The organism is Bauldia litoralis, assembly GCF_900104485.1.
Lineage (GTDB): Bacteria > Pseudomonadota > Alphaproteobacteria > Rhizobiales > Kaistiaceae > Bauldia > Bauldia litoralis.
This window is the reverse complement of record NZ_FMXQ01000002.1, coordinates 269,848-292,256: the sequence shown is the minus strand read 5'-3', so window position 1 is coordinate 292,256 and position 22,409 is coordinate 269,848. Positions and strand designations below refer to the sequence as shown.

The 22,409-nt window shown below is 65.7% G+C and carries 15 protein-coding genes, 1 tRNA gene and 1 pseudogene; 15 read left to right on the top strand and 2 right to left on the bottom strand.

The genetic code is table 11. The features are described from left to right. Window positions 1-3 precede the first annotated feature (3 nt). The 10 genes and pseudogenes from BLT60_RS05275 to BLT60_RS24285 all read left to right on the top strand — a co-directional run bounded on the left by BLT60_RS05275 (window position 4) and on the right by BLT60_RS24285 (window position 10,375). Window positions 4-1,554, top strand: coding sequence for an arylsulfatase (locus BLT60_RS05275; RefSeq protein ID WP_090875252.1), 1,551 nt, complete (start codon window positions 4-6; stop codon window positions 1,552-1,554). A 113-nt stretch (window positions 1,555-1,667) separates the two neighbouring features. After that, window positions 1,668-2,656, top strand: a pseudogene (locus tag BLT60_RS05270) (AAA family ATPase). 9 nt (window positions 2,657-2,665) lie between these two features. Continuing rightward, window positions 2,666-3,658 (top strand): DUF58 domain-containing protein, encoded by a 993-nt coding sequence (locus tag BLT60_RS05265; RefSeq protein ID WP_090875249.1) that lies wholly within the window; start codon window positions 2,666-2,668, stop codon window positions 3,656-3,658. After that, window positions 3,655-4,134: a DUF4381 domain-containing protein gene (locus BLT60_RS05260; RefSeq protein ID WP_090875247.1), complete on the top strand. Its 480-nt coding sequence runs from the start codon at window positions 3,655-3,657 to the stop codon at window positions 4,132-4,134. Before BLT60_RS05265 ends, BLT60_RS05260 begins: the two co-directional genes overlap by 4 nt. Then, a complete protein-coding gene (locus BLT60_RS05255; RefSeq protein WP_090875246.1) occupies window positions 4,131-5,114 on the top strand; it encodes a VWA domain-containing protein in 984 nt (327 codons plus the stop codon). Before BLT60_RS05260 ends, BLT60_RS05255 begins: the two co-directional genes overlap by 4 nt. Continuing rightward, window positions 5,111-6,652: a vWA domain-containing protein gene (locus tag BLT60_RS05250; RefSeq protein WP_090875741.1), complete on the top strand. Its 1,542-nt coding sequence runs from the start codon at window positions 5,111-5,113 to the stop codon at window positions 6,650-6,652. Before BLT60_RS05255 ends, BLT60_RS05250 begins: the two co-directional genes overlap by 4 nt. Then, window positions 6,649-7,962, top strand: coding sequence for a BatD family protein (locus BLT60_RS05245; RefSeq protein WP_090875244.1), 1,314 nt, complete (start codon window positions 6,649-6,651; stop codon window positions 7,960-7,962). The genes BLT60_RS05250 and BLT60_RS05245 overlap by 4 nt, the downstream gene beginning before the upstream one ends. 150 nt (window positions 7,963-8,112) lie before the next feature. Beyond that, window positions 8,113-8,913 carry a PIG-L deacetylase family protein gene (locus BLT60_RS05240; RefSeq protein ID WP_090875242.1) on the top strand — a complete coding sequence of 267 codons (801 nt, stop codon included), beginning with the start codon at window positions 8,113-8,115 and terminating at the stop codon, window positions 8,911-8,913. Between the two features lie 151 nt (window positions 8,914-9,064). Then, window positions 9,065-10,054 (top strand): AraC family transcriptional regulator, encoded by a 990-nt coding sequence (locus BLT60_RS05235; RefSeq protein ID WP_175478298.1) that lies wholly within the window; start codon window positions 9,065-9,067, stop codon window positions 10,052-10,054. A gap of 153 nt (window positions 10,055-10,207) precedes the next feature. Beyond that, window positions 10,208-10,375 carry a hypothetical protein gene (locus tag BLT60_RS24285; protein WP_090875238.1) on the top strand — a complete coding sequence of 56 codons (168 nt, stop codon included), beginning with the start codon at window positions 10,208-10,210 and terminating at the stop codon, window positions 10,373-10,375. A 39-nt stretch (window positions 10,376-10,414) separates the two neighbouring features. Here BLT60_RS24285 and BLT60_RS24715 read toward each other — a convergent pair whose 3' ends face one another. Both BLT60_RS24715 and BLT60_RS05220 read right to left on the bottom strand, forming a co-directional pair. After that, complete coding sequence (locus tag BLT60_RS24715; RefSeq protein ID WP_090875236.1) at window positions 10,415-12,298, bottom strand: hypothetical protein; 1,884 nt, start codon at window positions 12,296-12,298, stop codon at window positions 10,415-10,417. Between the two features lie 174 nt (window positions 12,299-12,472). Then, window positions 12,473-12,562 (bottom strand) — tRNA-Ser (locus BLT60_RS05220). Between the two features lie 120 nt (window positions 12,563-12,682). Between BLT60_RS05220 and BLT60_RS24280 the strand changes: the two genes are divergently transcribed. The 5 genes from BLT60_RS24280 to BLT60_RS05200 all read left to right on the top strand — a co-directional run bounded on the left by BLT60_RS24280 (window position 12,683) and on the right by BLT60_RS05200 (window position 22,281). Next, window positions 12,683-12,826, top strand: a complete 144-nt coding sequence (locus tag BLT60_RS24280) for a hypothetical protein (RefSeq protein WP_175478297.1) — start codon at window positions 12,683-12,685, stop codon at window positions 12,824-12,826. Beyond that, a complete protein-coding gene (locus tag BLT60_RS05215) occupies window positions 12,823-13,668 on the top strand; it encodes a hypothetical protein (RefSeq protein WP_090875234.1) in 846 nt (281 codons plus the stop codon). Before BLT60_RS24280 ends, BLT60_RS05215 begins: the two co-directional genes overlap by 4 nt. Before the next feature lie 169 nt (window positions 13,669-13,837). Beyond that, window positions 13,838-15,106, top strand: a complete 1,269-nt coding sequence (locus tag BLT60_RS05210) for a tetratricopeptide repeat protein (protein ID WP_090875232.1) — start codon at window positions 13,838-13,840, stop codon at window positions 15,104-15,106. Between the two features lie 8 nt (window positions 15,107-15,114). Beyond that, window positions 15,115-15,888, top strand: a complete 774-nt coding sequence (locus BLT60_RS05205) for a FecR family protein (RefSeq protein ID WP_090875230.1) — start codon at window positions 15,115-15,117, stop codon at window positions 15,886-15,888. A gap of 60 nt (window positions 15,889-15,948) precedes the next feature. Further along, on the top strand, window positions 15,949-22,281 hold the full coding sequence (locus BLT60_RS05200) for a calcium-binding protein (RefSeq protein WP_090875228.1): 6,333 nt from the start codon (window positions 15,949-15,951) through the stop codon (window positions 22,279-22,281). Window positions 22,282-22,409: the final 128 nt, after the last annotated feature.

Here is a 22,409-nt window from a genome sequence, read left to right as displayed (position 1 = left end):
CCAATGAAACAGACCATCGCGAAACTCGCTGCCGCGACGTTCCTGACGGCGGCAGTCCTGTCCGGGGCATCCGCCCAGACGCCGGAAAAGCCCAACATCCTGGTGATCTGGGGCGACGACATCGGCGGCTTCAACATCAGTGCCTATAACCGCGGGATGATGGGCTACAGGACGCCGAACATCGATCGGCTGGCCACCGAAGGCACGCTGTTCACCGACTGGTACGGACAGCAGAGCTGCACGGCAGGACGCGCCGCCTTCATCACCGGGCAGTCGCCGATCCGGACCGGCCTGACCAAGGTCGGCCTGCCGGGCGCGCCCGAAGGCATGAAGATCGAAGACCCGACCATCGCCGGCCTGCTCAAGCCGCTCGGCTACATGACCGGGCAGTTCGGCAAGAACCACCTTGGCGACCGCGACGAGATGCTGCCGACCAACAACGGCTTCGACGAGTTCTTCGGCAACCTCTACCACCTGAATGCCGAGGAAGAGCCGGAGAACCCGGATTATCCGCAGAACGCCGAGTTCAAGGAGAATTTCGGACCGCGTGGCGTCATCAAATCCTCGGCGGACGGCGAGATCGAGGACACCGGCCCGCTGACCCGCAAGCGCATGGAAACGGTCGACGAGGAGGTCACGGCCTCGGCGCTCGATTTCATGCAGCGGGCGGTCGACCAGGACAAGCCTTTCTTCCTGTGGTGGAATTCCACCCGGATGCACATCTTCACCCACCTCAAGCCGGAATCGCAGGGCGTCACGGGACTGGGGGTCTACGCCGACGGCATGGTCGAGCACGACGGAATGGTCGGTCAGCTCCTCGACAAGCTCGACGAGCTTGGCATCGCCGACAACACCATCGTGATGTATTCGACCGACAACGGCGCCGAGACCTTCACCTGGCCCGACGGCGGAACCACCATGTTCCGTGGCGAGAAGAACACGCAGTGGGAGGGCGGCTACCGGGTCCCGACCATCATCCGGTGGCCGGGGGTGACCGAGCCGGGCTCGGTCGTCAACGAAGTGACCGCGCACGAGGACATGCTGCCGACCCTGCTGGCGGCGGCAGGCGAGCCGGACATCAAGGAGAAGCTCCTGGAAGGCGGGGTGCAGGCGATCGGCCGGGAATACAAGGTGCATCTCGACGGCTACGACCTTGCCCCGGCGCTCAAGGGCGAAGCCGAATGGCCGCGCAAGGAGTTCATCTACTGGACGGACGACGGGTCCGTCGCGGCCCTGCGTTTCGGCAACTGGAAGGTCACCTTCCTTCGCCAGAATGGAGAAGGACTTGAGGTCTGGCAGAAGCCGTTCGAGGTACTGCGGGCGCCGACCCTGACGAACCTGCGGATGGACCCCTTCGAGCGTGCGGAAGAGGAAAATGCGATGGGCTTCCAGCGCTGGTACCTCGAGCACATGTTCGCCATCGCGCCAGCAGGCGCCTTTGTCGGCCAGTGGCTCCAGAGCTTCAAGGAATTCCCGCCGCGCCAGAAGCCGGGAAGCTTCAACCTCGATCGGGTGATGGAGGCCGTGACGAGCCAGGTTGGTAGCGGCGGCTGACCGGCCGACCGACGCACTGACCGGACATGCAAGCGGTCGCGCCCGGATAGCGGGGCGCGACCGACCTAATATTTCAAGGACGCCGTTCACCAACCGAATGCGAGGTTCCGATAGTGACACCCGCTGAAAGCATCACGGCGCTGCGCGCGCGCATGCAGGAATCGATCGTCGGCCAGGAGGACGTGGTCGAGCGCCTGATCATCGGCCTGCTCGCCAACGGCAACCTGCTGGTCGAGGGGCTGCCGGGCCTGGCCAAAACCCGCGCCATCAAGGCGCTGGCCAGGAATCTCGAAGCCAGTTCAGCCGGGTCCAGTTCACGCCGGACCTGCTTCCGGCGGATGTGACCGGGTCGGAGATCTATCACCAGGAAGGCGGCAAGGGGGAGTTCCAGTTCCAGCCCGGGCCGATCTTCGCCAATATCGTGCTCGCCGACGAGATCAACCGCGCACCGGCCAAGGTTCAGGCGGCGCTGCTCGAGGCTATGGAGGAGCGACAGGTCACCGTCGCCGGCAAGACCCATCGCATGGAGCCGCTGTTCATGGTGATGGCGACGCAGAACCCGGTCGAGCAGGAAGGCACCTACGCGCTGCCGGAGGCGCAGATGGACCGCTTCCTGATGCACGTCCTCATCACCTATCCCTCGGTCGAGGACGAAGTCGAGGTGATCAAGCTGGTCCGCGGCGAGGAGACGGCGGCCGCGGCGGCGGGAGAAACCAAACAGAAGACCGAGCCACCGCCAGTCATTCCGCAGGAAGCGATCTTCTCCGCGCGGCGCGAGATTTCGGCGATCCATGTCTCCGAGGCGATGGAGCGCTACATGGCGGACCTCGTCTACGCGACCCGGACGCCAGAGGTCTATTCGCCCGATCTGGCCCGATGGATCGAGATCGGCGCCAGCCCGCGCGCGTCCCTGGCCCTCGACAAGTGCGGCCGGACCCACGCCTGGCTTAGCGGCCGCGACTATGTCGACCCGCAGGACGTTCGCGCCATCGTCAACGATGTCCTGCGCCACCGCCTGACCCTCAGCTACGAGGCCCAGGGCGAGGGCAAGTCGCCCGATCAGGTCATCGACGAGATCGTGGCGCAGGTGTCGCTGCCGTAGGAGGAGTCCATGCGCGACACGGCGGCACGGACGCGGGCGGGACTGGACCGCGACCTGTCAGGCGAAACCGGCGAGGCCTTCGATCCGCGTATCCGGGTCGACCGGGCGCATCTGCGCCGGCTGGAGGGCAGGGCGCGCGGGATCAGCTTCCTGCCGCGCCAACCGGCCGGCAGCGTCCTCCATGGCCGCCACAATTCGCGTCTGCGCGGCCGCGGGCTGAACTTCGAGGAACTCCGCGCCTACCTTCCGGGCGACGATGTCCGCGCCATTGACTGGAAGGTGACGGCGCGAACCGGCGAACCGCATGTGCGGGTCTATACGGAAGAACGCGACCGACCGGCGCTGGTCGTCGTCGATCAGCGGATGTCGATGTTCTTCGGCTCGAAGCTCAACATGAAATCGGTGACCGCGGCCGAGACCGCTATGCTCGCCGCCTTCCGCATCCTCGACCAGGGGGACCGGGTCGGTGGCGTGGTCTTTGGCGACGATCTGGTCGCCGAGATCCGTCCGATGCGCAGCCGCCGGGCCGCGGACCTGTTGTTGACGGCGATCGCCGATGCCAATGCGCTGCTGCGGGCCGACGCGCCGGCGGTCGAGCCGATGCCGCTCAACCGGCCGCTCGAGGCGGTCGCCAAGATGGTCCGGCGCGACCACCTGGTGATCATCATCAGCGATTTCGACGGCATCGACGACCGGACGAAGACCCTGCTTGGCGGGTTGTCGCGCCACAACGATGTGCTGCTCTGCCTGGTGACCGATCCGATGGCCGAGGAGCTTCCCGATCCGTCGCAGATCGTCATCTCGGACGGCACCCTGCAGGCCGAGATCGATACGCGGGACGGGCGGGTCCACAAGGCGCTGACGGAGATGGCCTCCGGCCGGCTGGCTCAGATCCTGGCCTGGGAGCACGAGCTCGGCTTGCCCGTCCTGCCGCTCAGCGCCGGCCAAGAGACCCTGCCGCAGATGCGCCGGCTCATGGGACTGGCGGTGGCGCGCCGATGAGCGACGACGTCCCCCTGAACCTGGTCGACTACCTCGACATGCTCGAGCAGCCGCCGGCGCCTGCGCCGGTCTCGCTCTGGCCACAGACGGGGGGATGGATCTGGCTCGGGCTCGCTCTCCTGGCGCTGGTCGCCTGGGGCGTCCTGCGCTGGCGCCGTCGCCGGCGGCAATCGCTCTATCGCCGTCAGGCGCTCCGCGAAGTCGCCGCCGCGCCGGACGATGCCGCGGCGATCGCAACCATCCTGCGCCGGACGGCGCTCGCGGCCTTCCCGCGCCACGATATTGCCGGTCTGCAGGGCGACGCCTGGCTTGCCTTTCTCGACGCGTCATACCCCGGGAGCGGCTTCTGCGACGGCCCCGGCGCGGTCATTGCCCGCGCGCCTTACGCACCGACGGCGGACGCTCCGGGGCTGGCCGCGCTTGCAACGGACTGGATTCGCCGCCATCGCCCGCCGGCGGAACAGGCATCGCCATGATCGAACTCGCCTTTCCCTGGGCCTTGCTTCTGCTGCCGGCGCCGTGGCTGGTCGCCCGCTTCGCGCCGCCGTGGCGGGAGCAGGCGCCGGCGCTGCGGTTTCCCTTCTTCCACCGCATCACCAGTGCGGCCGGCGTCGAACCCAAGGCCGGCTCGGTGATCCGGGCGCGGCTACGGTTCCAGATGGCGGCGGCAATCATCGTCTGGGTACTTCTCGTGCTGGCGCTCTCCTGGCCGGAACGGGTCGGCGAACCGATCGAACTCGACAAGGCCGCCCGCGACCTGGCGCTGGCCGTCGACATCTCCGGTTCGATGGACCAGCGCGACTTCGTAACCGCGGACGGGTCCCGCATCCAACGCCTGCAGGGCGTGAAAGACGTCGTCGGCCGCTTCATCGACGAGCGGGAAGGGGACCGCGTCTCGCTCATCGTGTTCGGGTCGCAGGCCTTCATGCAGGCGCCGTTCACCGAGGACCTGCAGACGGTGCGTGACCTGCTGGACCAGACCGAGGTCGGCATGGCCGGGCCGCATACCGTCATCGGCGACGCCATCGGCCTGGCCATCCGCGCCTTCGAGTCGAGCGAAATCGACCAGCGCCTGCTGGTGCTGCTCAGCGATGGCCAGGACACCGGCAGCAAGATGACCCCGGTCAACGCCGCCGAGATCGCTGCCAGCAAGGGCGTGCAGATCTTCACCATCGGCGTCGGCGACCCGGACGGCGAGGGCGAGAACCGGGTGGACCCGGCATCGCTCGAGGACATTGCGACGCGGGCGGGCGGGGAGTTCTTCTTCGCCGACGATCAGGAGGGCCTTGCCGCCATCTACGAGCGGATCGACGAACTGACGCCGCGCGATGTCGAGACGCTGACGTGGCGCCCGCGCCAGCCCCTGGCCCACTGGCTGCTCGGGCTGGCCGCCCTGATCGCCCTCGCGGCAACCGGCTGGCTCGAATGGCAAACCGGCCGGAGGGCCGTCGCATGACCGGTCTCGTCGATTTCCTCAGCGACTTCCATTTCATCCGGCCGGTCTGGCTCGTCGCGGTGCCGCTGGTGCTGCTCCTCTGGTGGCGTATCCGCTCACGCGCCACGGCACGACCGGCCCCGCCAAGGGGCGTCGCGCCGCACCTCGCCGCGGCGCTGACGGTGGGCGAGGCCGGGCGCCGCCGGCTCCTGCCGATCGACGGCGTCATGGCCGCGGTGGTCTTCGCTTCGCTCGGCGCGGCCGGCCCCGCCTGGACCCGCGTGCCCAGCCCCTTCGTGTCGCAGACGGCGCCGCTCGCCATCGCGCTGGAGGTCTCCGAAAGCATGATGGCGACCGACATCCAGCCGACCCGTCTCGATCGCGCCAAGCACAAGATCCTCGACCTCGTCGCCACCCGGGCCGGCGCCAGAACCGCGCTGATCGCCTATGCGGGCTCGGCACATAGCGTCGCCCCGCTGACCGAGGATCCGGAGGTGCTGAAACCCTTCCTCGAAGCGCTGTCGCCCGAGGTGATGCCTTCCGACGGGGCCAACGCGACCGCCGCGCTGGAACTGGCCCGCGGCGCTCTCGCCGGACAGGAATTCCAGGGCGCGATCCTCTTCGTCCTCGACGGTCTCGATGCCGTGGACCTTCCGGCCTTCGATGCCAATGCAGCGGAAGACGGTCCCGTCGTCGTCTATCTCAAGGTCGGCGGATCGTCCGACCTGCGCGTGCCATCGGGCTCCACCGTGGTCGAGGTGACGGCAGACGGAAGCGATGTCGCCGAGATCGAGCGACGGGTCGCCTCGGCCTGGCGGGAGGCACTGGCCCGCGACGACCGGCAGCAATGGGCGGATCGCGGCTGGATCTTCGCCATTCCCGCGGCCTTGCTCGCGCTGATCTGGTTCCGTCGCGGCTGGACGATGCGCTGGAGCGTCGCCGTTGCGGTCCTCCTCGTCTTCGCCGGCGACGGTGCGCGCGCCGAGGGCCTTACCGACTGGTTCGGCGGTACCGTCGCCGGCTGGTTCCTGACGCCCGACCAGCAAGGCCAGATCGCCTATAACAACAACCGCTTTGCCGAAGCGGCAGACCTGTTCACCGATCCGACCTGGCAGAGCTATGCGCTCTATCGCGCCGGCAAGTATCCGGAGGCGGCCGAGACCGCTTCCCGGCTCGACACCGCCGATGCCGCGATCACCGAGGGGATGGCGCGACTGAGGAACCGGGAGTACCGGGCCGGCGTCGCGGCGTTCGAGAAGGCGCTGGAGCGCGATCCCGACAACGCGACCGCCGCCCACAATCTCGAGGTCGCGCAGCAGATCGTCACCTATATCGAACGCGTCCAGGAGCAGAGCGATACCGGCGAGGAAGCCGGCATCGGCGCCGACGAGGTGCGCTTCGACAACGAGTCGGGTCGCGGAACCGAAACCCGGATCACCGGTGACGAAGCGACCAAGGAGATGCAGACGGTCGACGAATGGATGCGCTCCGTCGACACCAACGCCTCGGTCTTCCTGCGGACCCGCTTCGCCCTTGAAGCCGCGCGGCCGACGCCATGAGGGTCTGGCTCGCCCTGGGATTGCTGCTCGGCCTGGCGGGCGCGGCCGCCGGCCAGGAGCAGAGCGCGGAAGAGCAGGCCATCGCCAGCAAGAAGCCGTTCCTGCGCACCAGCCTCGAAGAGACAAGCGCGATTCCGGGGCAGGCGCTGATCTATAGAATCGAGATCCTGACCCCGACCTTCCTGCCCAAGCCGCCGATCTTCCCGAGCTTCGAGGTGCCCGATGTCATGGTGCGGCTTCCCGAGCGCGCCTCCGGGCCGATCAGCGAGTCGATCGAGCGGGAGACCTGGGCGGGCGTCGGCCGCTCCTACCGGCTGACGCCGATGGTGCCGGGACGGTTCACGATTCCGGCGGGCGTCATCAAGGTCACCTACGCCGACCCGGAAACAAGCGCGCCGGTCGTGGTCAATCTCCGGACCGAGCCGCTCTCCTTTGTCGCCGCCCGGCCGCCGGGGACAGAAGACCTCGATCCCTTCATCGCCGCCGAGAACATCGAGATCGAACAGACGGTCTCGGGCGACCCCGCAGCGCTGGCGCCGGGCGACTCCATCGTCCGCGAGGTGACCGTCCGCATCGACGGCGTGTCGCCGCTGTTCATTCCGCCATTGATCGCGCCGCTCGAGTCGAACGTCATCGCGTCGTATCCGGCCGAACCCGCGATCGCCGAGACCGACGACCGGGGCGCCCTTTCCGGGACGCGGGTCGATCGGGTCACCTACATCGCGCAAGCCGGCGGGCAGGTCGACCTCCCGGAGATCTCCATCCGCTGGTTCAACCTGGACAGCGGCAAGGTCGAGAGCGGGTCGGTTCCCGGCATTGCCCTCAGGATCAGTGGACCGCCGCCATCTGTCGACCCATTCGACTGGACCAGGCTGGCGCTGCTGGTGCTGGCCGGCGCGGTCGTCCTGGGGCTGGTGTCCTGGGGCGTCTATCTCGCCTGGCCAAGGATCGCCGCCTGGCGCAACCGTCGCCACGCCGAATGGCTGGCGTCGGAGTCCTTTGCCTACGGGAAAGCCGAAGCGGCGATCCGCGGCCGGCGCTTCAGCGACGCAACCGCCGCCATCGCCCTTTGGCGCCGGCGGGCGTCCGGCCGGGAAGGGGGCGCGGATGCGGCACTAGACGCCGCAATGGCGCGCCTGGGACGATCGATCTATGGCGTCGCCAGCGGGTCGGGCGGGGTGCCGGGCACGGAGGCCTGGAGCGCAGCCCTTGCGGCGCTCAAGTCATCGCGTCGCGACCGCTGCTCTACCCACCCCGAAGGCGGCCATCCCCTGCCGCCCCTCAACCCGTCGGCACCAGCGGCTGGGTGAGGGTCGGCCAACAGGCGGCTTACGGCGTTGGTCCGGTCGGATCATGTCGAGAGAAGCCGCCAATCTGTCGATCGGAGGAAACAAAATCGTGGCGCTCGGTTGAGGCCCGCGCGATGGTGCCGCAACGAAAAAAACCGAGGAAACCCGTTCATGTCGAGCACCAGCGTCTCCGGACAAAAGACCGCGTTCGCAATCGTCGCGCACCCTGATGACATCGAATTCATGATGGCCGGTACACTGCTTCTGTTGAAGGATGCCGGGGTCGCCATCCACCTCTGGAACCTTTGCAACGGATGCTACGGCTCGGTGCAATATGGCTACGAGGAGATCAAGCGGCGGCGTTGGGAGGAAGCCCAGGCCGCGGCGCGCGAGATTGGCGCGGAGATCCACCCGCCGATCGCCGATGACCTGACGCTGTTCTATGACGCCCCGTCGATTGCAAGGGTCGCGGCGGTGATCCGCCGGGTCAAGCCGGACATCATCCTGACGCAGCCGCCGCTGGATTATATGGAAGACCACATGAACGCCTGCCGACTGGCGGTCACCGGCGCGTTCGCCCGCGAAATCCCCAACTACGGGACGCTGCCGCCGGAGCCCCACTACAAGGGGGAGACGGTGATCTACCACGCCATGCCCGTCGGGCTGATGACGGGCATGCGTCAGCCCGTCGAGCCGGAGTCGTTTGTCGACATTGGTACGACGCTGGCGCGAAAGCGATCGATGCTGGCCAATCACACCTCGCAAGGCGACTGGCTGAGCGAAAGCCAGGGCATGGGCTCCTACCTCGACCAGATGGAGGAATTCAGCCGCCGGATGGGCACCCTGTCCGGGCGGTTCGAGGTCGCCGAGGGCTGGCAGCGCCACCTGCATTTCGGCTACTCGACCGAGGATGCCGATCCCATCCGCGACCTGCTGGGCGATCGGGTCACGCCCAACCCGCGCCTGCGATGAGGTCAACGGAATCCCTACGACTTGCAGCCAGAGTGCAGCTATTGTGACCCAATTGAGCTGCCGCACCCGGAGAGATTGCGGGGAACGCGCCAGGATCAACGCTCGGGCTTTCGGGGAGCGTCGTCATTTGCCGGTGAACGGGACTCCAAGAGTGCTGTCGGTGTGGCCGAAGGCCATCCTCGGCGATCTGCGGAACGCCGGCAGGGACGTCGACGCGATCTTTGACGAGGCTGGTCTCGACCTCCGGGCCGTCAATCGCGACGGGGCGCGCATTTCCTGGCCGGCGCAGGCGCGGTTGATGGAGATCGCCGCCCGCGAACTCGACGACGATTGTTATGGCGTTCGCCTGTCGACGCGGGTCGACGTGCGGGACGCCGACGCGCTTGCCTATCTCGGGCTGGCATCACGCACCTTCGGGGACGCGCTCGACAATCTCGCCCGCTACCTGCAGGTCTTCACCGAAGCGATCCAGCTCGGTGTTTCCAGGGCTGACGACACCGTCATCGTGACCATGAATCCGGTTGACCCGAGCTACCTGCAATACAGCCAGCAGGCGGAATTCGGCGCCGGACTCCTGCTCAATTACTGGCGGCTTGTCGTCGGGCGGGACATCAGGCCGCTCGAAGCATCCTTCGTCCATGGCCGCAATGCCCGGCGCGGCGAGGTGGCGCGGTGCCTGGGATGCCCGATCGTTTTCGGCGAGGATCACGTGCGGATCGTCCTCAAGGCCAGCGACATGGCCGATCCCATCGCCACGGCCGACGACCGGCTCCTCAAGATCCTGCGCACCCATTGCGAGGCGACCCTGAAAGAACACGGGACGCGCGAGCCGGGCCTCTTGCAGGCGGTCGAGCGCCGCATCATCGAACTGCTGCCTACCGGCGCAGCGAAGGCCAAGGTCATCGCGGTGGATCTCGGCATGAGCGACCGCACCCTGACCCGCAAGCTTGCGATGGAAGGCACCAGCTTCGATGCCGTGCTCGACCGGTTGCGCCATCAGCTGGCAGTGAAATACGTCACCAGTTCCAACCTGAGCCTCACCCAGGTCGCCTTCCTGCTCGGCTATGCCAACCAGCCGGCATTCAGCACGGCCTTCCGGCGCTGGTCGGGGCAATCGCCAAGCGAACTCCGCCGCCACTGATCACGACACTTGGCCCGCCACGCAACGTCCAAACACGACCCGTGGCGGCAAATCATAAGAATCTGTCTCGCCAGCGTAAGCGGTGGCCCTCGTCATCTGGCTAACTGGGCAGGATCCGGTCTCGAGCTTGGAGGCCGGGCTTGAGCGAGAACGATGACCAAGACGATCGCCATTGTGGCCTTCTTTGCCGCTTTCGGCGGCTGGATCGCCCATCTCTACGCCTGTTTCACGCTCGATCAGTGGGCATTCCTGTTCGTCGGAGCGATCATCTTCCCCGTCGGCGTCATCCACGGATGGGGCGTGCTGCTGGGTATCTGGTAGCCGACGGCCGGGTGAGCCAGACCGGCGCGGCGCCGACGTTCAGATCACCAGGAAATCCGTGTGATCCATGTCGATCCCGCCGGACTGGAGCTTGGCGAATTTCTGGCTATCAAAGCTCAGCCAGCCATTTGAGTCGTACGCAATGTGCAGCTTGAACTGCTGTGGCGTCATCTCGCCCGCGGTCAGCCCGTCGAACGACGAAGCATCGAGGACGATCAGGTCCGCGCCGTCGGCGAAATCCTTGATCTTGTCGGCATGGCGGCCGCCCGGTGCCTGATCGAAGACGAAATTGTCGCCGGCTTTGCCGCCCGAGAGCTTGTCGTTGCCCTTGCCGCCATTGATGGTATCCTGACCGGAGCCACCGCGGAGCGTGTCATCGCCGTTTCCGCCTCCCATGACGTCGTGGCCATTGCCGCCCCAGAGCTTGTCGTTGCCCTTGCCGCCGTCGATGGTATCCCGGCCGCGGCCACCGTGGAGCCTGTCGTTGCCCACGCCGCCTTCCATGATGTCGTGACCGCCGCCCGCGAAGACTTCCTGATGACCCTTGTTGAGCAGGATCACGTCGTCGAGGCCGGAGCCGGCATCGTGGAACTTCTGGACCAGATCGACATCCGGGCCGACCTGGTTACCGTCCGCGTCGAACAGGCGCAGCGTCTCGACCTGAGACAATGCCACATCCATTTGCTTTATCGTGATCGTTCCCTGGTCTCCACCGACAAGCCCGATGGCGAGATCGTGCTTGCCGCCGGAGAGCCAGTAGGAAATATCGTCGGGATCGATGTTGCGAAGAGCGCTGGAGTGAATCTCGAGAACGTCGAGACCGCCGCGTTCCTGTTCATCGATCGTATCGACGCCATCCCGGGCGATGAAGACGAACGTGTCGTTGTCAGGCCCGCCGTGCAGCAGGTCCCGACCTTTTCCGCCGGCCAGAGCGTCATCTCCTGCGTTGCCTTGCAGCACATCCTTTCCGGCCCCGGCGTCGAGGAGATCCGGCCCGGTTCCGCCCGTCAGATCGTCGTCGCCGGCAAGACCGAGCAGGAAGAACGAAGTATCGAGCCCGCTCTTGTCGATGACGTCGTCGTACGAAATGGCCGGGAGACTCGTGCCGGGTGGCGGATCGCCGGCAGGGCCCACGCCCAGCACGATTTCATCGTCGCTATCGGCAAGCCGATAGAGCGCCGAGTTCGTCAGATAGAACAGGTTCAGCTGGTAGAGACCCTTGAAATGTTCGTTGAAATTCGTTGGCGGAGGGGAGCCGTCATCGAAGTCGAAAAGGGTCATCGGCATGTCGGTGCCAATGCTCTTGTAGCCTCTCACCACATGACCCAGCCACGGGACAGGATCGCCCGCATGCATGACGTTCGTGACGCGCTCGTCGTGCGGAGCGTCGCCCTTGAGGACGAATCCGGGAGACCCGAAGGTGATGGCCTCAAACGACACGGACGCCGTGTCCGGGTGATTGTACATGTACTGCTCGGCCGCGCCGGCGCCGAGGCTGTCGCCCGTCACATAGACGTTCTTGATGTTGGGATTCTGCGAAAGATAGTATTCAATCGATTTCAGTAGTGGGGTGAACTGGTAGTAATAGGTATTAATATAGAAGATATCCTCGAGCCAATCGGCCAGAGACTTTATGTCGGTGCCCTTGAACGCGAGGATCAGGGCATCGTCCGTGTCATTGACGGCGACGATGGCCTGCGCGTTCGCGAATTTGTAGAAGTTGTTCTTTCCAAAGAAAATGTGCGTCGGGATCACGGGTGTATCGAGATCCGTCCCGTTGAGGGCCGTCCAGGTCGACCAGTTGGCTTCCTGGCCGGTCGGCGCCTTCACGGACGGCGTGATCGAGACCGGGACGTCCGAGCTGTAGGCGAGCACCGAGAAATACATCAGGGTATTCAGGGTGGCCTGGTCGGGAAGCACCATCGATGTTCTCCGGTTGGTCGTTCGACATCCACCGGATGACAGCTCTCATCGTGCGTATACTACCGCCATTTGCGGACTGTGATACGTCGGACCTGCCGTCGCGTGGGCAAATTCTTGTGCAGGACCCTGCGAATTGTCGACAAGGCACTGTTTTCAAATGCTTATGTCGACAATTGGCGGATGGGGTGGGATTCGAACCCACGAGACGGTTGCCCGCCTGGCGGTTTTCAAGACCGCTGCCTTCGACCACTCGGCCACCCATCCTGACCTGTGGCTAACCAGATAGCGGCTGCGGCCTATCGACGAAAGGGGGAATTGGCGAGTCCTTGCCATTGGCTCCCGCGCCCGCCAAAAGGCCTGGCGCACGCGGACGAGCAGGATCGCGTGGATGCAAGTTTCCGATCCCTCGTTGCCATGGACCTCAAGCCGTCGGCGATGGATCGGCGGTCGCGCAAGCGCTGGTCGGAAGCGCGCTCCTGCGGTACCATGATGATGGGGCTGATGAACGGGACCGGACTGGGACGATGATAGGGTCGATCATCGGCGAAAGCCCCTTGCTTGCCGCGATCCTTGGCGCGGTCCTGGCCGTCTTCGTCTTCCTGGTCGCGGCCGCCCTGATATCGAGCTGGCGGGCGAGGGGACCACAGGAGCGACCGCCGGTCGCGGCGCGGCACGAACCGATATTCGAGCCGGCCCCTGTCGACGTTCTGGAACCTCCGGACTCCGTCGCCCCGCCGGTCGACGAGCGCATCCTCGACGCGCCGCGCCACCGCCGCCGTTTCGGAGCGGGGGCGGTCACCCTCTCATTTCTCCTCGGCATGGTCGTCGGCGTCGGCACACTCGCGTTCTATATGAGCGACCGATTTGGTCCGGCGGTCGAGATGCTGACGGCGCTGATCCCGGCCAGCCCGTCAGACGCGGGCCAGAAAGCAGCCGATGCCGACACCGCGCTCGGTACCGAGTTCGCGGCCGACGACCCGCCGCCGTTGCCGGCGGTTTCCGTGCCGAAGCCGGGCGACCCGACCGTCGATGAACGTGCCGGCGATGTCGGGAAGCGCATGGCGGCGTTCGCCGGCAAGCTCAAGGAAAGCCTGCCGCGCGAGGCGGGGCCGGAACTCTCGCTGATCAGCGTCGAGTCGGAAGGCATGACGCTCAGCCTTGGTTACGCCGTCGGCCGGGAACTGGGGGAGGTCGAGATCCACGCGTTCGACGCCTACATCATGCGGACCGTCAAATCGCTCTTCTGCGGCCAGTCGGCCAGGGAAATCCGCTTCCTCAACGACAACGGGGTTGCGTTTCACATGGCCTATTCCGACCCGAAAGGGGCCACCGTCGCGCGACTCACGGTGCCGCCGGGCTATTGTGCCTAAGAAATGGCCTTTCCTCGGGTGTGCTTCTCAGACAACAATCTATGAAGATTTAATTAGCGGATGGTCGCGAGCCGTCCCCTGAGGTTATGATCGGGACGAAGAGAGTGTCATTTTGAGTTCAAGACGGGGTCCCATGTCGATGAGGCGGTCTCTGCTCCTGGGAGCAGTCATGCTTGCCGCTGCGCCGTCGCTGGCGCAGGGCGCGACCGGCGATCCGGCGGCCCTGCGCGCGGAAATCGACTCCGTCTATCAGCAGCTTCTCGTCGATCCCTCGGATCGCGCCCTCAACCGGCGGATGATCGATATCGCCGTCCAGCTCAACGACTATGATGCGGCCATCGGGGCGGTCGAGCGGCTCATCTTCTATGACCCGAGCAACGCGGCACTCCAGCTGGAGGCGGCGCGGTTCTACATGCAGATCGAGTCCTATGCGGCCGCCGCGGGCTATCTCAAGGACGCCCAGGCGCTGCCCGACCTCGATGCGGCCCAGCGAAGCGAGGTCGCGACGTTGCTGGCGCAAGCCAGACGCGAGACCGAGCCCTCGCCATGGAGCGGTTTTGGTCAGATCGGCGCCCGCTACCAGACCAACGCCAACCACGGTTCCGTTGCGCTCGGCCTCAGCGAGCCGTTGCCCTTCGAGAAGCCGGAGGCGGACTGGAACAGCTTTGCACTGGGAACGCTCGGCCTGGCTGAACCTGTCACCGACAATCTGTCGATCGAGGCGACGGTTTCCGGGTATTACGCCGACCAGGCCAAGATCAACCGGCTGGACCTCGGTTTCGCCGAGGCGACGGTGGGGCCGCGCCTGACGACCGAGGACGGCGGGCTGTCGATCAAGCCCTTCGCGATCGTCCAGGGAATTCTGCTCGGCGACGAGCCGTACCAGTCGGCCTATGGCGGCGGCGTCGTCACGCGCCTGACCTTCGAAGAGGGCTGGTGGGTCGAGCCGACATTCGAATACAAGAACCGGTCCTACTACAACTCCGACGATTACCCGGACGCGACCGACCAGACCGGCGACTTCTTCACCTATGCGGTGGATCTGAACGCGGAAGTCACGGACAACATCGCCGTCGTGTCGCGGCTTGCCTACTACAACAATCAGGCCGCGGCCGACTACCAGAGCTATGACCAGTACACGGTCAGCCTCGCCATGCTGATCGGCTTCGACCTTCTCGGCGTCGAAGATTGGTCCCTGTCGCCATTCGCCCGCTATTCCTATACAAGTTTCAAGGGAATCGCTCCGACTGAGGCGTATGCCGCGCTCGATACCAAGCGCCGCGACAATCTCTGGTCGGTAGGCGCGAACCTTGAGATCCCCTTGCGGGAAAACATCGCTTTCGGCGTCGCGGTGGAGTATTCGAAGAACGTCTCGAACCTCGATCGCGACGACTATGAAAACCTGAGCGTCATCTTTGGCCCTCAGGGCAGATTCTAGCGGAGGCCATGACGATGATGCGTTTCTTCGCCCTCGGTCTGGGCGGCATGGCATTGGCAACGTCCCTGATCTTGCCGGTTCACACCGTCCAGGCAGAGGTTGTCGGTGCGGCCGCGGCAGTCCGCCCATCATCGACGGGGACACCGCCCGGCGGTAGTTCCCGCACGCTCCAGGCCGGCACCAAGATCGTCTCGCAGGAGCGCATCAAGACGACCGGCGGCGGCTCGCTGCAGGTGATGTTCAACGACAAGTCGACGATGACGATCGGGCCGAACAGCGACCTCGTCATCGACAAGTTCGTCTATAACCCCAAGGCCAGCGGCGGCAATTTCGCTGCGAGTCTGACGAAGGGCGCGCTGCGTTTCGTCGGTGGCCAGATTAGCCATACCACCGGCGCGACCATCAATACGCCGGTGGCGACCCTGGTCATTCGCGGCGGCGCCGCGCTGGTTTCGCACGACTCCGCCTGCCAGGCGAAGTCCACGGCCAGCCGCAAGAGCTGCACCAAGGTGGTCTGCACCGGCGGCGCATGCTCGGTGAAGTCCCGGATCAATTCGCGAACCTTCCAGCTCCGGATCAACCAGGCGGTCGAGGTCGGCGGGCTCGGCGCGGTGGAGTTCAACGTCTCGTCGGTGACGCTCAACGACGTCGCGAAGGGCGGATCCGGTGGCATCGTGGTCGGCCGGACCAAGGGCGATTCAGCCAAGTTCACCGGCAAGTCGACGATCGATCGGACGATCATCGAGCAGTCGCCCGAACCGCCGCCACCGCCACCACCGTAGCGGAGGGTGGTCATAGCCGGGCGGCGTCGACCAGAGTTCAGATAAAACAAGGCGTTCACCGTGCCCCCGATCACCACCGACAACCTTCCGGCTCTTCCCTATGAGGTCACCGGCACCAACGGTATCACCGACACCGAGTCGGTTGTCGTGGTCAGTGGCTATACGACGTTCGACCTGAGCGGCTGGACGTTTGCCGACTGGATTTCCGGTGCGACGGATTTTGATGTCGTCGACATCGATGGGTCGGGGCTGGCTGAAGCCCAGAACATCACCGGCACGATACAGAACGACATCATCAAGGGCGGTTCGCTTGCCGACGTCATCAATGGCGATGATGGCAACGACACCATCGACGGCGGCGCAGGCAATGACGACATCGATGGCGGAGCCGGTATCGACTACATAAACTGGGGCGCCAGCAGCAACGACCTGATCGTCGTGCTGTCGGACACACCAGGCGCCGGCTACATCGAAGACACTCTTACCGGCGAAACGGATACGGTCGACAACGTCGAGAATGTCGACACCGGGTCGGGTGCCGATCAGTTCACCGTCAGCGACTCGAGCGACAACATCATCAATGCCGGCGCCGGCATCGACACGGCCAAGGTCCTTGGCGGCAGCGGCACGATCACCATCACTCGCGACGGGGACGACGTTGATGTCTCCGATACCGGCGGTGGCATCGGCACCGACCAGTATAACAGCGTCGCCCAGATCGATGTCGATGGAAGCGGTACGGACGACACCTTCGTCATAAGTGACGCTGGCGACAACACGCTGAACGGCATGGGCGGCGCCGACACGGTCAGCTACGCATCGCTGTCGACGCCGATTCTCGTCACCATCGTTGGCGAACAGGCAACCGTCACCGGAACGGGGATCGGCACCGACACCCTTGATGACATCGACAAGATCGTAACCGGCTCGGACGGCGACACCTTCGATATCAGCGGCGCCGTAGCCTACCACCTCGACTCCGGCGCCGGGGCCGACATCTTCGACTTCAATGGTTCGGTGACCGGCGCGCTGACGCTCGAGACAAGCGACGGCGCGACCCTCGATTTCGCAGGCTTCTCCGGTTCTGGGATCACGATCGATCTCGGCTTGGCGACAGCGCAGACCATAGCGACCGGACTCGATGTCACCCTCGCCGGGAACTTCACCAGCATCGTCGGCACGGCAGGCATTGACGACATCACCGGGACGAGCGCGGCGGATATCCTGTATGGCGGCGACGAAGCCGACATCCTCAATGGCGGCGATGGCGGGGATACCCTCTATGGCGGCGGCGGTAACGATGACATTGATGGCGGCGACGGCGTCGACCTAATCGATCTGAGCACCAGCACCAACAAGCTGATCGTCATCCTCTCCGATACCCCCGGCGACGGCTCCATCGAGGATACCGTCAGCGGCGAAATCGACGCCGTCGACAACGTGGAGAATGTCGAGACGGGTTCTGGCGACGACCTGTTCATCGTCACCGACTCCGATGACAACGTCCTGAGCGGTCATGGCGGCACGGACACCGCCGATTATTCGTCGCAGACGACGCCGATCACCGTGACGATTGTCGCCAACCAGGCCACGGTCGCTGCTACCGGTTTGGGCAGCGATACGCTCAATGATTTCGAAGTCATCCTCACGGGGTTGGGGGATGATTATTTCGACATCAGCGGCACCGTGAACTACCACCTCAAGTCTGGAGCCGGTGCCGACACCTTCTATTTCAATGGCGCGGTCGACGGTACGCTGGTTTTCGAAACCAGTGACGGCGCGATCCTCGATTTCGGGGATTTCACCGGTTCGGGGATCACCATCGATCTCGGATCGACAGTTGCCCAGGGGATCGCCTCGGGCCTGAGCCTGCAATTGCTGTCAGGAGCCTTTGCCGGCATCGACGGCACGGCCCTGGACGATACGATGACCGGGACCAGCGGTGCCGACAGGCTGTCCGGCGGGGCGGGGGCCGACACAATCTATGGCGGCGGCGGCGACGATATCCTCGTGGTCGATGGTGCCGACGCGGTCGCTGGCGAAACCTACGACGGTGGCAACACCGGCGAGACGGTTGGCGACACCCTTAAGGTCAGCGGCAGCGCCGATTTCACCGGCTCGACGATCGTTTCGATCGAGAAGCTGGCGATGGGGTCGAGCGCGACCTTCACCTCCGACCAGCTTGGCGCCGGCCTCTCGTCGACCCTGGAGGTGACCGGCACCAACGGCAACACCGACACGGTGACCATCGATGTGGTCGACACGGCGCTGACCGTCGACCTGTCCGGATGGACCTTCGTCGACTGGCTGCCGGTTGCCGACAGCGACCTGATCGTCATCGACGGCTCGGCGATCGTTGACGACACCAAGGACCAGGTTCTCACCGGTACCAGCCAGAACGACACGATCACCGGCGGCGCCGGCGAGGATACGATCGTCGGCGGCGCCGGAGACGACACGCTGACCGGTGGCGGCAGCGCCGACACGCTGACCGGCGGCCTTGGGATCGACACGGTCTATGGCGGTGCTGGCGACGACATCTTGGTTGTCGATGGGGCGGACGCGGTAGCCGGCGAGACCTATGACGGCGGCGCCGACACCGACACGCTGTCGATCAGCGGCACGGCCGACTTCACCGGTTCGACGATCACCTCGATCGAGAAGCTGGCGATGGGGTCGAGCGCGACCTTCACCTCCGACCAGCTCGGCGCGGGCCTGTCGTCGACGCTGGAGGTCACTGGCACCAACGGCAATACCGATACGGTGACGGTCAAGGTGCTGGCGGCGGCAACCGGCGGCGACCTTACCGTCGACCTGTCGGGATGGACCTTCGTCGACTGGCTGCCGGTTGCCGACAGCGACCTGATCGTCATCGACGGCTCGGCGGTGGTCGACGACACCAAGGACCAGGTTCTCACCGGCACCAGCCAGAACGACACCATCACCGGCGGCGCCGGCGAGGATACGATCGTCGGTGGCGCCGGAGACGACACGCTGACCGGCGGCGGCAGCGCCGACACGCTGACCGGCGGCCTCGGGGCCGACACGGTCTATGGCGGCGCTGGCGACGACATCCTGGTCGTCGACGGGGCCGACGCGGTGGCCGGCGAGACCTATGACGGCGGCGCCGACACCGACACGCTGTCGGTCAGCGGCACGGCCGACTTCACCGGCTCGACGATCACCTCGATCGAGAAGCTGGCGATGGGGTCGAGTGCGACCTTCACCTCCGACCAGCTTGGCGCGGGCCTGTCGTCGACGCTGGAGGTTACCGGCACCAACGGCAACACCGATACAGTGACGATCAACGTCGTCGACACGGCGCTGACCGTCGACCTGTCCGGATGGACCTTCGTCGACTGGCTGCCGGTTGCCGACAGCGACCTGATCGTCATCGATGGCTCGGCGATCGTCGACGACACCAAGGACCAGGTTCTCACCGGCACCAGCCAGAACGACACGATCACCGGCGGCGCCGGCGCCGACACGCTGACCGGCGGCCTTGGGGTCGACACGGTCTATGGCGGTGCTGGCGACGATATCCTGGTCGTCGACGGGGCTGACGCGGTAGCCGGCGAGACCTATGACGGCGGCGCCGATACCGACACGCTGTCGGTCAGCGGCACGGCCGACTTCACCGGTTCGACGATCACCTCGATCGAGAAGCTGGCGATGGGGTCGAGCGCGACCTTCACCTCGGACCAGCTCGGCGCGGGCCTGTCGTCGACGCTGGAGGTCACCGGCACCAACGGCAACACCGACACGGTGACGGTCAAGGTGCTGGCGGCGGCAACCGGCGGCGACCTTACCGTCGACCTGTCGGGATGGACCTTCGTCGACTGGCTGCCGGTCGCCGACAGCGACCTGATCGTCATCGACGGCTCGGCGGTGGTCGACGACACCAAGAACCAGGTCCTCACCGGCACCAGCCAGAACGACACCATCACCGGCGGCGCGGGTGACGATACGCTGACCGGCCTGGCCGGCGACGACATGCTGTTCGGCGGGGCTGGCAACGACACATTCGTCGGATTCTTGGGCGCCGATACGGTCGACGGCGGCGACGACACCGACACGATCGTGCTGGCAGCGACTTCGACCGACCTCAACGCCGCGACCAACGGGCGTATCATCAACGTCGAGGCCGTTTCGGCGGCTCTGGCAGCGGCGGCGGTCGTCATCGACCTTCACCTGCAGAGCGATGGCTTCCTCATCACCGGCAGCGCGAACGGCGATACGATCACCGGGTCGAGCGGCGCCGACACGATCAACGCCGGCGCCGGGAACGACACCATTGTCGGCTTTGTCGGCGCGGACACGGTCAATGGCGGCGCAGACACCGACACGATCGTCCTCGCCGCGACCTCGACCGACCTCAACGCCGCGAGCAATGCGCGGATCGTCAACGTCGAGGCGATCTCGGCGGCGCTCGCAGCCGCCGGAGTAGTCATCGACCTGCATCTGCAGAGCGACGGCTTCCTGGTCACCGGCAGCGCGTCCAACGACAAGATCATCGGGTCGAGCGGCATCGACACGATCAACGCCGGTTCCGGCAAGGACAGCATCGAAGGCGGTCTTGGCGCCGACGTCATCAATGGCGAGGCCGGCGACGACACCATTGTCGGCTTTGTCGGGGCCGATACGGTCGATGGCGGCGCAGACACCGACACGATCATCCTCGCCGCGACCTCGAGCGACCTCAACGCCGCCTCCGACGCCCGGATCGTCAATGTCGAGGCAATCTCGGCGGCGCTTGCCGCGGCACCGGTCGTCATCGACCTTCACCTGCAGAGCGACGGCTTCCTCGTCACCGGCAGCGCGTGGAACGACACGATCACCGGATCGACCGGCGACGACACGATCAATTCAGGCGCCGGCAAGGACATCATCACCGGCCGCGCCGGTTTCGATGCGATCGACGCCGGCGCAAATGACGACCGGATCGTCGCCGGGATCGGCGACGGCAACGACCTCTATAACGGCGGCAGCGGCACCGACACGGTCGACTATTCACTGACAAGCAGCGGGCTGAAGATCGACCTGACACCCGAAGACCGGTCGAGCGAGTCGGTCAGCGGCGCCCCCGGATCGTTCGGCGCGTTGCTGGCGGCCGGCGGCTTCGGCGCCACGACGCCGGTCGGATATGCCGAAGGGGCGGATACCGGGACCGATGCGCTGATCGGCATCGAGAATGCCATCGGCAGTTCCGGCGCCGACACCATTCTCGGCAGCGCGGTCACCAATATCCTCGAGGGCAGCGGCGGCAACGACAAGATCTGGGCGCGCGGCGGCAACGACACCGTCCGCGGCGGGACCGGCAACGACATCCTCGTCGGTGGTTTCGGTGGCGACTCGGGGCAGGCGTCCGGCAACGACATCTTGTTCGGCGACGAGGGGAATGACGAGCTCTACGGTGAAGACGGCCGCGACGAGCTCTTTGGCGGGGCAGGGTCCGACCAGTATGCCGGCGGCGACGGCCGCGACACCCTGCATTTCGAGGGCGACGGCGCCAAAGACAAGGCGTGGGGCGGCGACGCCCGCGATGTCTTCGTCTTCGAGAAGGGCTTCGGCAAGGACACGATCAAGGACTTCCTGGCCACCGGCAGCAAGAGCGACAAGATCGACCTGACCGCTTTCAACGGCGTCTCGTTCGGCGACCTGAAGATCAAGCAATCCGGCAACGACACCACGATCGGTGGCCTCGGACCGGGGAACAAGATCATCCTCGATGTGGTCAATTCCGGCGCCCTTACCAAGGACGACTTCATCTTCGCCGCGGCCGCGATCCGGGGCACGAGCAAGAACGACAAGCTGTCCGGCGGCGGCAAGGACGACCGGATCTTCGGTCTCGGCGGCAAGGACAAGCTCAAGGGCAAGGGCGGCGACGACCTGTTGAAGGGCGGCGGCGGAGGCGACAAGCTCATCGGTGGCTCGGGCGACGACAAACTGGTCGGCGGCGGCGGTCCCGACACCTTGAAGGGCGGGGCCGGGGACGACACCCTGAAAGGCAACGCCGGCGCGGACATGCTGGACGGCGGTGCCGGGCTCGACACCCTGACCGGTGGTGGGGGCAGCGACACCTTTGCCTTCAAGTCGGCATTCGGCGGGCTCGACACCATCACCGACTTCGTCTCTGGCAGCGACACAATCCAGGTCTCCGCCTCCGGCTTTGGCGGCGGGCTTGTCGCCGGCGGCGCGGCGCCGCTTGTCGGCCTCGCCGACATTACCGGCTACACCCATGGGGGAGGTGCCGGCGTCTTCCTCTTCGACACATCCGGCGCCGATCTGGGGACGATCTACTGGGACGCCAACGGCGGCTCCAGCAGCGATGCCATTGCCTTTGCCCGGATCAGCGGAGCGACCCTGCTGCAATCGGATTTCCTCATCGTCTAGGGAGCGGGACCGCTGCTATCCCCACCGGAACCGCCGCGCGACGTGTTATCGGGATCAGGCGCATCGGACCGCCGGTCGCGGCTCCGTAGCCATGTGCGACGAGGGGCGATCCGGGCGGCAGCCGGGCA

Excerpts from the sequence above, each read along its gene's own strand:
- BLT60_RS05275 (WP_090875252.1), top strand. The coding sequence starts at position 4 with ATGAAACAGACCATCGCGAAACTCGCTGCCGCGACGTTCCTGACGGCG.
- BLT60_RS05265 (WP_090875249.1), top strand. The coding sequence starts at position 2,666 with ATGCGCGACACGGCGGCACGGACGCGGGCGGGACTGGACCGCGACCTG.
- BLT60_RS05260 (WP_090875247.1), top strand. The coding sequence starts at position 3,655 with ATGAGCGACGACGTCCCCCTGAACCTGGTCGACTACCTCGACATGCTC.
- BLT60_RS05255 (WP_090875246.1), top strand. The coding sequence starts at position 4,131 with ATGATCGAACTCGCCTTTCCCTGGGCCTTGCTTCTGCTGCCGGCGCCG.
- BLT60_RS05250 (WP_090875741.1), top strand. The coding sequence starts at position 5,111 with ATGACCGGTCTCGTCGATTTCCTCAGCGACTTCCATTTCATCCGGCCG.
- BLT60_RS05245 (WP_090875244.1), top strand. The coding sequence starts at position 6,649 with ATGAGGGTCTGGCTCGCCCTGGGATTGCTGCTCGGCCTGGCGGGCGCG.
- BLT60_RS05240 (WP_090875242.1), top strand. The coding sequence starts at position 8,113 with ATGTCGAGCACCAGCGTCTCCGGACAAAAGACCGCGTTCGCAATCGTC.
- BLT60_RS24285 (WP_090875238.1), top strand. The coding sequence starts at position 10,208 with ATGACCAAGACGATCGCCATTGTGGCCTTCTTTGCCGCTTTCGGCGGC.
- BLT60_RS24715 (WP_090875236.1), bottom strand. The coding sequence starts at position 12,298 with ATGGTGCTTCCCGACCAGGCCACCCTGAATACCCTGATGTATTTCTCG.
- BLT60_RS05215 (WP_090875234.1), top strand. The coding sequence starts at position 12,823 with ATGATAGGGTCGATCATCGGCGAAAGCCCCTTGCTTGCCGCGATCCTT.
- BLT60_RS05210 (WP_090875232.1), top strand. The coding sequence starts at position 13,838 with ATGCTTGCCGCTGCGCCGTCGCTGGCGCAGGGCGCGACCGGCGATCCG.
- BLT60_RS05205 (WP_090875230.1), top strand. The coding sequence starts at position 15,115 with ATGACGATGATGCGTTTCTTCGCCCTCGGTCTGGGCGGCATGGCATTG.